The organism is Dactylosporangium sp. NPDC049140, assembly GCF_040648435.1.
This window is the reverse complement of sequence record NZ_JBEZDS010000061.1, coordinates 53,677-63,528: the sequence shown is the minus strand read 5'-3', so window position 1 is coordinate 63,528 and position 9,852 is coordinate 53,677. Positions and strand designations below refer to the sequence as shown.

Sequence of the window (9,852 nt, the reverse complement as noted above, 5' to 3'; positions counted from 1 at the left end):
CCAGCCACCGCCATCTGCTACTTCCAGTACGACGCCACCGCACCCGGCGCACCGTCGGTCAGCAGCACCGCCTACCCACCCCAGGGCCCGACGACCGTGACCGCCGGCGGCTCCGGCACGCTCACCCTGACGGCGTCGGACGGCGGCAACAACCCCAGCGGGGTCGCATCCTTCAACTACAACGTCAACGGCACCGGCATCGCCTCCGGCGGCAACGGGCAGCAGGCCATCGCGGCCGCCGGCGGCTCGGCGACCCTGACGGTCCCCCTGTCGGCGCTGCGCTGGGGTACCAACACCGTCTGGGTCCAGACGGTCGACGCGGCCGGCAACGTCTCGCAGCCGGTGCACTACGACTTCTACGTCCAGCAGTCGGCGTTCGGCGCCTACACGCCCGGCACGGCCGGCGACCTCAACGGCGACAACAAGCCCGACCTCGTCTCGATCGACGCCGCCGGGAACGTCCGCATCTTCTCCAACCCGGACGTCGTCTCGCCGGATCCCAGCGGCAACACCGGGACCGATCCGCTGCAGTACGGCGGCCGGGTGCTGCTGGCCTACAACCAGGACACCCTGTGGCCGGGCGGCACCTTCGCCGGGGCCCTCGTGGCGCACGGCGGGTCGTTCAGCGGCAACAACACGGACGACCTGGTCATCGTGCAGAACGGCAACCTCGCCGTCGCCCAGAACGCCGCCGGCAACGGCATCACCTGGACGATGACGACGGACATCGGCAAGCCGGCCTGTGCCACGTGCGCGGGCTACAACGGCGCCGACTGGTCCTCGGTGACCCAGGCGATCGCGGTACCGACCTCGCCCGGGGCCCGTCCGGACCTGCTCACCGTCGAGTTCTACGCCGGCGCCACCCGGCTCTGGCTCTACACGCCGACCAGCGGCGCGATCGGCTTCGCGGCGCCCACCCTCATCTCGAGCAACGCGGGCACCTGGGAGTGGGACCAGATGCAGCTGCTCGGCGCGGGCACGGTGCCGGGCGTCGCCGGCACGTCTGTCTTCGCCCGGGACATCGGCAACGGCAACATCGTGATGTTCCCGAACGCCACCAGCCCCATCGACGTAACCCTGTCCACGTCCGTGGTCTACGCCGGTAAGGGCCTCGACGCCACCTACCCGCTGGTCGCCACGACCGGACGGGTCGACCCCAACGGCAACTGGGCGCTCTGGGCGGTGGCCGACGGCGCGCTCAACGTCTACAACGCGCACACCGCCGCCGGCAAGACGACATGGGCGAGCACGGCCGGCCGGCCCGTCTCGCAGGCCGCCTGGGGCTCGCACGAACTCGCCCTCGGATCCTCGTACGCACCACCGCGCAACAGTGGCATCAACGCCGATGCCTCGTGGTACTCGACCCTGTTCGGCGGCCAGTCCTACAGCGCTCCGGCCCTCGCCGCCGCGACCCTCGCGACCGGGGTGACCTCCTCCTGCCCGTGGTCGGGCTGCGCGCTGGGCGTGGCCCCGGGGCAGTCCCTGCTCATGCCCAACGGCGACGTCTTCACCGTGCGCCCTTGCTCCGTGGGCGCGTTCGACGCCTGGCCCGCCAAGGGAACGGTCCTGCCGGCGCCGGTGGACAGCAGCGGCACGTTCGCGGACCACATCTCGTTCCTCGGCTCGGCGACGACCGTCGCCGGAGGCGCGGCCGCCACCATGAAGATCACCTATACGAACGGCCACACCCAGTCGATAAACGTCCGGTTCTCCGACTGGACGCTCGGCAACGGCGCCTGGGGCGTGGACGCCGGCAACACGATCGTGGCCAGCAGCGCCTACCGGGTCGACGCCAACGGCGTCAAGGACATGCACACGGTGTACATGTTCGCGACCACGCCGGCGCAGCTGCTCGACAACGGCCAGCCGTTGTCGGTGACGGGGGCCCAGATCGCCTCCATCACGCTGCCCGACGTGGCCGGTTTCGCGGTGTTCGCCATCGCGGTGAACTGACCGCACCGGGGATACGGCCCGGCCGGACCCCGGCCGGGCCGTTTCATCGTGAGCAACCGCCTGACCAGCGGCCAGATCCGGGTAACCCCCGCTTGGGCCGCGGCGCGAGGGCCGCTACCGTGTTGCGGTGCGCAGCCTGGGACGCGGTCGGTGACCACCTACTACCCGGCGCGTCCGGCCCCGGCCCGGCGCCCGGCGCCCGCACCCCCGCGGGCGGCGGCCCGCGCGGAGCCGAAGCAGCGGCGGTTCCGCCCCGACATCGAGGGGTTACGGGCCGTAGCCGTCCTGCTGGTCGTGGCCGACCACGCCGGTGTCGGGCGGATCACCGGCGGTTACGTCGGCGTCGACGTGTTCTTCGTGATCTCCGGCTTCCTCATCACGCTGCACCTGTTCCGGGAGCTGCAGAAGACCGGACGCATCCGGTTCGGCGCGTTCTACGGCCGGCGCATGGTCCGGCTGCTGCCCGCCTCCACCGTGGTGGTGCTGACCACCGTCGCGGCGGCCTGGGCATGGATGTCACCCATTGCGGCGAAAGCCGTCTCGATCGACGCGCTCACCGCCGCCGCGTACGGCATCAACGTCCGGCTGGCGGTGCAGGGCACGGACTACCTCTCCGCCGAACGCGAGCCCTCCCCGCTGCAGCACTTCTGGTCGCTCGCGGTCGAGGAGCAGTACTACTTCATCTGGCCCCTCCTGCTCGTCGCCGCGTCGGCGGCCTGGATGCGCCGCGGGCGGCCGAGCCGGCTGTCGGCAGCGCTCGCGCTGACCGGGCTGGCCGCGGTGTCGTTCGGTATCTGTGTGTGGCAGACCGGTCACGCCCAGCCCTGGGCGTACTTCGGCATCCAGGCCCGCGCCTGGGAGCTGGCCGCCGGGGCGCTCGTCGCGCTCGCCGCCGACCGGCTCGAGCGCCTGCCCGCCGCCGTCGGAGCCGTGGCCACCTGGGCCGGGCTCGTCATGATCGTGGCGGCGGCGCTGCGGTACAGCGAGACGACCGTGTTCCCGGGCAAGGCGGCGCTGCTGCCCGTGGCCGGCGCGGCGCTGGTCATCGCCGGGGGCTGCGCGGCACCGGCGTACGGCGCCGGGGTCCTGCTGCGCACGGGCCTGTTCCAGTGGTTCGGCAAGCTGTCGTACAGCTGGTACCTGTGGCACTGGCCGCTGCTGATCCTCGCCCCGCACATCGCCGGGCAGGAGCTCAACGTCTGGGTACGGGTGGCCGTCGCCGCGGGCGCGCTGATCCCGGCGCGGCTGTCGCTGCTGCTGGTGGAGAACCCGATCCGGTTCCACCCCGTGTTCAAGCGCCGGCCGCGGCGGGGGCTGTTCCTCGGCGTGACCACGACGGCCCTGGCCGTCGGCGCCTCGGTGATCTTCATGGGCCTGCCGATGCGGGTCCAGGGCGAGGGCACCGCGCAGGACACCGCCGCGGTCGTCTCCGACGCGCAGCAGCTCGCCGAGGCCCGCCAGCACCTGCTCGAGCTCATCCGGACCAGCGCGTCCGTCGCCGCCATGCCGCAGAACCTCGTCCCGCCCGTGACCGCGGCCGGCAAGGACCTGCCCCAGGACAAGGGCTGCCTGGCCTCCCTCGACGATTCCGCGACCGCGCCCGCCGTCGCCCTGGGCTGCGACCGCCACGGCGTCCCGAACGCCCCGACCACCGTCGTGCTGTTCGGCGACTCGCACACCGAGCAGTGGTTCGACGCGATGGACGCCGTCGCCAAGAAGAAGCAGTGGCGGCTCGTGGTCCTCGCGAAGAGCGGGTGCACCCCGGCCGCCGCGCTGACGATCAAAATCAACTCCCGGCGCGCGTACACCGAGTGCGCCGACTGGCGCGAGGACGCCTTCGCATTGATCAAAAAGCTCAAGCCCGCGCTCGTACTCCTCTCGACCCGCACCTACACCGACCCGCCGGTCAACGGCCAGGGCGCGCCGACCGTCGACAAGGCCCACGCCGACACGGCCTGGGCCCAGGCCACCGTCGCCTCCGCCACGAGGCTCGCCCAGCTCGGCGCCCGCCCGATCATCATGCAGGACACCCCGGACCCGCGCGGCGTGAGCGTGCCGGACTGCGTCGCCCAGCACCCGGCGGCGGTCCAGCAGTGCGCGCTCAAGGTGCCGACCGCCGAGTACGCCGCGCGCAAGACCGCGATCGAGACCGCGGCCCAGCCCGCGGGCATCTCCGTCCTGGACCCGACCGAGTGGTTCTGCACCGACACGCTGTGCCCGGCGATCATCGGCAACACCCTCGTGTACCGCGACGGCAGCCACGTCACGGCCAGCTACGTCAAGCTGCTGACCCCGCTGCTGACCGCCGCCCTGACCGGGTGACGACCGGCCCTCAGGACGTGCGCAGGGCGTCGGTGGGGTTGAGGCGGGCGGCCCTCGTCGCCGGGTAGAGGCCCGCCACCGCTCCGATGACCAGCGCGGCGCCGAGCCCCGCCCACACCCCCGTCGCCGGCAGCAGCGGTTGCCAGCCGCGGTAGGTCGCGACGGCGTACGTGACGACCGCGGCCAGGACGGTGCCCCCCACGCCGCCGAGGGCCGACAGCAGCAGCGACTCGCCGAGGAACTGCACGGCGATGTGCCCGCGCGCGGCGCCGAGGGCCCGGCGCAGGCCGATCTCGGTGCGCCGTTCGAGGACCGAGATGACCATCACGTTGGCGATGCCGACGCCGCCGACGAGCAGGGCCACGGCGCCCAGGCCGAGCAGCAGGGCCGTGGTCGAGTCGGCGACGAGCAGGCGGGAGGCGAGGGCGTCCGACGGGCGGCTCACCGCGACGCTGCTGGGCTCCATCGGGTTGGCCGCGCGGGCCAGCATGGTGGCGACCTGGGCCGTGCGGGCGGTGTCGGTGCGCACGTACAGGCGGGTCGGGTGGCCGTCGTAGCCGAAGTAGTCCGCGGCGACGGGCAGGCCGATGAGCACGGCACGGTCGACCTCCGGTGCGAGCTCGAACGGGCGCAGGATGCCGGCCACGGCGAACCAGTGCTCGCCCACCCAGACCCGGGTGCCGGGGTCCACGCGGACGATGCCGAGGGCGGACGCGGCGTCGTGGCCGAGCACCACCACCGGGTACCGCTGCGTCGCGTCGTTGAGGAAGACCCCGGTGTCGAGGTGCCCGTCGAGCGTGTCGAGCAGCGACGTGTCGGTCGCGCGCACCTCGATGCCGCCCCCGCGGTACGCCGGGATCCGGTCGGTGCGGAAGACCTGGACGTGGGCGATGGCCGCGGTGGCGGTGATCTTCTGCACGCCGGGCGTGCGGGCGACACCCGCGGGCGCGGTGGGCGGCAGCTTGGCCTCGTCGCCGCCGACGCGGGTGCCGTTGGCCACGGTGAGCAGGTCGGTGCCGAGCCGGTCGATGCGCGAGAGCAGGTCGGCCTGGCTGGAGCGGGTGATGCCGAGCACGCCGGCGATGGCCGCGATGCCGATCGCGATGCCGAGGGTGGACAGGGCGGCGCGCAGGGCGCGGCTGCGGATGCCGATGGTGGCCAGGGGGAGCAGGTCGGCGGCGCGTACCCGGGATCTCATGCGGTCCGTCCGGTGTCGGCGACGACCCGGCCGTCGCGGAGGTCGACCCGGCGCGGGCAGGCGCCGGCGACGGTGGCGTCGTGCGTGATGACGAGCAGGGTCACGCCGTCGGCGTGCAGGTCCTGCAGCAGGGCGAGGATCTGGGCGCCGTTGGCGCTGTCGAGGTTCCCGGTCGGCTCGTCGGCCAGGACGAGCGCCGGGCGGCCGACGATGGCCCTTGCGATGGCCACGCGCTGGCGTTCGCCGCCGGAGAGCTTGCCGGCCGGGTGCGCGGCCCGGTGGCTCAGGCCGACCCGGTCGAGGGCCTCGGCGGCCGCCCGCCGGCGCTGCCGCGCGGGCACACCGCGGTACAGCAGGCCGTTGGCGACGTTGTCCACAGAGGACAGCTGGTCGAGCAGGAAGAACTGTTGGAACACCACCCCGAGCGCGTGGGCGCGCAGGCCGGACAGCTGCCGATCGGTGAGGTCACCGACGGCGCGGCCGGCCAACCGGACCGAGCCGGAGGTCGGCCGGTCGAGCCCGGCGGCGAGGTTGAGCAGGGTGGTCTTGCCGGAGCCGGAGGGGCCGACGACGGCCACCATTTCGCCGGTACCGACGGTGAGGTCCACCCCGCGCAGCGACTCGACCGGTGGCGTGCCGGGGTAGGTGCGGCCGGCGTCGCTCAGGCACAGCACGGCGTCGTTCACGAGGCCGGCACCTCGACCCGCACGCCCACGGTCAGCCCGTCGCCGGTGACCTCGACGGTGCCCGCGTTCTCGTCGAACAGCCCGGTCTGCACGGTCACGAGCCGCCGCCCGGCGCCGTCCACGACGGCGACCTGGTAGCCGCCCGCGGCGCCGGCGAGCAGCGCTGTCACCGGCACGAGCAGCACGTTGCGGCGCTGCGCCCCGGTGATCGCGACCTGCACGGGTGCCTGGTCGAGCACCGGCGCGCCGGGCGGCAGGGTGACGGTGACGACCATCGGTACCGTCGCCGGCCCGGGGGGCCCGTTGCCCTCGGTGGCCGCCGTGGCCACGGTGCCGACCTCCCGGACCGTGCCGTCCAACGCGGTGTTCAGCCCCGGAACGGTGACCTTGACCGGGTCGCCGGGGTGGACACTGGCCTGCCGGGAGGCGGTGAGCGCGACCCGGACCACGCGCGCGGTCGACGACACCGACAGCACCGGCGCGCCCGGCCCGGCCGTGCCCCCGGGCGCGACGACGGCGTCGCCGACGCGCAGCGCACCGGGGAGGAACACGACCTGGCCGAGCGGCAGCGCGCCGGTGCGCTCGGCCACGGGCAGGCCCCGCGCCTTCTGCCAGCGCCGGATCGCCGTCGCCGTGGCGTCGCCGAAGTGCCGGTCGACGGTGATGCCGTGCTGCGGGTCCAGGCCGAGCTCGACGAGGTTCTGCTCGAGCTGCAGCACGTCGGCGCCGTCGCTCATGCCGAGGGCGAGGTCGCGGTAGGCGGGCGTGGTGCCGTAGAGCAGCACGGCGGGCACGCCGGCGACCGCGTACAGGTCCGCGCCGCGCACGACCGCCGTGCCGGGCGTGGCCACGGCGGTCACCACGCCGCCGGGCAGCTGGTTGACGATGGTGTACGTGCCGTCGAAGCCCAGCGTGCCGGCGACCTGGACGCGGGCCGTCACGTCGCCGCGGGCCACCGGCGCGGTCGTCGTGCGCAGCTGCGGCGCGGCGACCGGCGCGGCCGAGGGCCTGCGGGTCACCGCCCAGCCGATAAGCCCGGCCGCCACCGCGAGCACCGCGGCGACGACCGTCCACGGGCGGCCCTTCACGAGATCGCGATCTTCTTGTCGTACAGGTGCTTGCAGGCGTCGATCGCGGTGAGTACCCGCTCCGACTTGCCCTCCTGCTCCAGCGGCGTGCCGACGAGCGGGAAGGTGCCGTCGGGCTTCGGGTCGGGGAAGCCTTCGATGCCCTGGTCGCGCATGCACTTGGCGAACGCGCGCAGCTTCTCCATGTCCTGGGCGCTGGGCGTCGTGTCCCGGTGGGGATCGCCGAGCGAAATCGACTCGTCCATGATCGCCTTGCACTCGGGCTGCTCCATGATGGTGCGGATCTGCTCCTTGAGGTCGGGCACCTCGCCCGGCCAGGCGAGGTCGCCGTTCTGGATCACCGGATCGGGGAAGGCGGGGTAACCGTGGTCCCGGGCGCACTGCGCGAACCGGCGCCCGATGCTCAGCGCCCGCTCCGAGTCGAAGCTCGCACTCGGCGACGCCCCCGGGCCGCCGGAGCCGGAGGAGCAGGCGGACGCGCCGCCGGCCAGCACGGCCAGCAGGGCGATCACCACGAACGGTCGACGTGTCATACCGCCCAGGATCGTCGCCGGAACCGCCGTGCGCGTCTGGCCGCCGGCCGACCCCGGCATCTGTCGTTCGACGGATGTCCGGCCCCGCGCACCCACGTAGGCTGGGCCGATGCCGCACAGTCCGGAGCGCCGCCGGATCCTTCTGGACGTGGCGCTCGTCGTCGTGCTCGCCGCCGCGACCCTGCTCTGGAGCGACGCCTTCCTGTTGTTCAACCGGCCGGACGTCAAGGTGCTCGACACGTTCGGCTCGGTGACGGCCTGGCACGCCCACGTCTTCTGGTGGTGCCTGGCCGGCGTGCCGGCCGCCGTCGCGATCCCGCTGCGGCACCGCCGCCCGTTCACGGCGCTGCTCCTGGCGTCGGGCTCGGCGACCGTCCACATGCTCGACGGCTTCATGAAGTCGCCGCCGATGGACGTCGCCGTCCTGGTCGCGATGTACACGCTGGCCGGGTCGCACCACGCCCGCCGGACCGTCGTGGCCGCGCTGGCCGGCGCCGAGGCCGTGCTGTTCGCCGGCGGCTTCTCGAACATGACCGGGCTGTTCACCGGCAACTACGGCGGGCCGCCGGCCGGCTTCGGCGATCGCACGGCCAAGACGGCGTACGCCATCACCCACGGCGACGCCCTGCCGCTGCTGCTGGGGGTCGTCCGGTCGGTAAGCGTGCCCGCCCTGCTGCTGGCCGCGACCTGGGCGGTCGCCGACAGCACGCGGACCCGCCGGGCCCATCTCGCGACGCTGCAGGCCCGCGCCGACGACCTCGAGCGCGAGCAGCAGCAGCGCACCGCGCTCGCCGTCGCCGCCGAGCGCGGGCGCATCACCCGGGAGCTGCACGACGTCGTCGCGCACGGCCTGTCGGTGATGGTGGTGCAGGCGCAGGGGGCCAAGGCCGTGCTGAACCGCCAGCCGGAGCGCACGGAGGCGGCGCTGGCCAACATCGTCACGACCGGCCGCGCGTCCCTCGCCGAGATGCGCCGCCTGCTCGGGCTGGTGCGCACCGAGCCGCACGCCGAGCTGGCCCCCCAGCCGAGCCTCGCCACCCTGCCCGGCCTGGTCGACCGGGTGCGGGACAGCGGCACGCCGGTCGACTTCCGGGTCACCGGGGAGCCGGCGACGCTGCCGGCCGTCGTCGAGCTGGCGGCCTACCGCATCGTCCAGGAGGCGCTGACGAACTCGCTCAAGCACGCGACGCCCGGGGCGCACTGCACGGTCGGGCTCGACTTCGACCACACCGGGGTGACCGTCCGGGTGGCGGACAACGGCGCGGCGGTACCGCCACCCGTGCCCGGCAACGGCCTGCGCGGCATCACCGAACGGGTCCACGCCCTCGGCGGCGACCTGCGGGCCGGCCCCGCGGACGGCGGCGGATTCGAGGTGCGGGCCCGGCTCCCGGTCACCACCGTTCCCGCGGAGCTCGTCGCGTGATCCGCGTCGTGATCGCCGACGACCAGATGCTCGTCCGGGCCGGCTTTCACATGATTCTCGACGGTACCGACGACATGGCGGTCGTGGGCGAGGCCGCCGACGGCCTGCAGGTGCTGACCGTCGTCGCCGGCACCCGCCCGGACGTGGTCCTCATGGACGTGCGGATGCCCGGCATCGACGGCATCGAGGCGACCCGCCGCATCCGGGCGGGCCTCGACCCGGACGAGCCGCCCCACGTGATCATCCTGACGACGTTCGACCTCGACGAGTACGTCTACGCGGGGCTGCGCGCGGGCGCGGCCGGCTTCCTGCTCAAGGACACCCTCGACGGCGAGCTGCTGCAGGCCGTGCGGGCGGTCGCGGGCGGGCACAACGTCGCCGCGCCGACCGTCACCCGCCGCCTCGTCCAGCACTTCGTCGCCACCGGCCCGCGGATCGTCGACACCGCGCCGCTGGCCACGCTGACCGCCCGCGAGCGCGACGTCCTCGAGCGCATCGCCGAGGGCCTGTCGAACCAGGAGATCGGCGACCGGCTGGCCATCTCCGAGGGCACCGTCAAGACCCACGTCAGCCGCATCCTGGCCAAGCTCGGCCTGCGCGACCGCATCCACGCCGTCATCTACGCCCACCAGAGCGGCCTGGTGTAGCC

General features: G+C 73.9%; 7 protein-coding genes and 1 pseudogene. 4 read left to right on the top strand and 4 right to left on the bottom strand.

The window, feature by feature from the left end:
- Both AB0B76_RS51385 and AB0B76_RS51380 read left to right on the top strand, forming a co-directional pair.
- A pseudogene (locus AB0B76_RS51385) lies at positions 1–1,953 on the top strand (hypothetical protein); the annotation flags it as partial.
- Between the two features lie 150 nt (positions 1,954–2,103).
- Positions 2,104–4,275: an acyltransferase family protein gene (locus tag AB0B76_RS51380; RefSeq protein WP_360391270.1), complete on the top strand. Its 2,172-nt coding sequence runs from the start codon at positions 2,104–2,106 to the stop codon at positions 4,273–4,275.
- Between the two features lie 10 nt (positions 4,276–4,285).
- Here the strand turns inward: AB0B76_RS51380 and AB0B76_RS51375 are convergent, their stop codons facing one another.
- Genes AB0B76_RS51375 through AB0B76_RS51360 form a run of 4 tightly spaced genes read right to left on the bottom strand, consistent with a single transcriptional unit; the run spans position 4,286 to position 7,780 of the window.
- On the bottom strand, positions 4,286–5,473 hold the full coding sequence (locus AB0B76_RS51375; RefSeq protein ID WP_360391267.1) for an FtsX-like permease family protein: 1,188 nt from the start codon (positions 5,471–5,473) through the stop codon (positions 4,286–4,288).
- Positions 5,470–6,159, bottom strand: coding sequence for an ABC transporter ATP-binding protein (locus AB0B76_RS51370; protein WP_360391264.1), 690 nt, complete (start codon positions 6,157–6,159; stop codon positions 5,470–5,472). Before AB0B76_RS51370 ends, AB0B76_RS51375 begins: the two co-directional genes overlap by 4 nt.
- Positions 6,156–7,247, bottom strand: a complete 1,092-nt coding sequence (locus AB0B76_RS51365) for a peptidoglycan-binding protein (RefSeq protein ID WP_360391261.1) — start codon at positions 7,245–7,247, stop codon at positions 6,156–6,158. Before AB0B76_RS51365 ends, AB0B76_RS51370 begins: the two co-directional genes overlap by 4 nt.
- Positions 7,244–7,780, bottom strand: coding sequence for a hypothetical protein (locus tag AB0B76_RS51360; RefSeq protein ID WP_360391258.1), 537 nt, complete (start codon positions 7,778–7,780; stop codon positions 7,244–7,246). Before AB0B76_RS51360 ends, AB0B76_RS51365 begins: the two co-directional genes overlap by 4 nt.
- A gap of 109 nt (positions 7,781–7,889) precedes the next feature.
- Here AB0B76_RS51360 and AB0B76_RS51355 point away from each other — a divergent pair, with 109 nt between their 5' ends.
- Together AB0B76_RS51355 and AB0B76_RS51350 are read left to right on the top strand one after the other, a co-directional pair.
- Positions 7,890–9,203 carry a sensor histidine kinase gene (locus AB0B76_RS51355; protein WP_360391255.1) on the top strand — a complete coding sequence of 438 codons (1,314 nt, stop codon included), beginning with the start codon at positions 7,890–7,892 and terminating at the stop codon, positions 9,201–9,203.
- Positions 9,200–9,850, top strand: a complete 651-nt coding sequence (locus AB0B76_RS51350; RefSeq protein WP_360391250.1) for a response regulator transcription factor — start codon at positions 9,200–9,202, stop codon at positions 9,848–9,850. The genes AB0B76_RS51355 and AB0B76_RS51350 overlap by 4 nt, the downstream gene beginning before the upstream one ends.
- Positions 9,851–9,852: the final 2 nt, after the last annotated feature.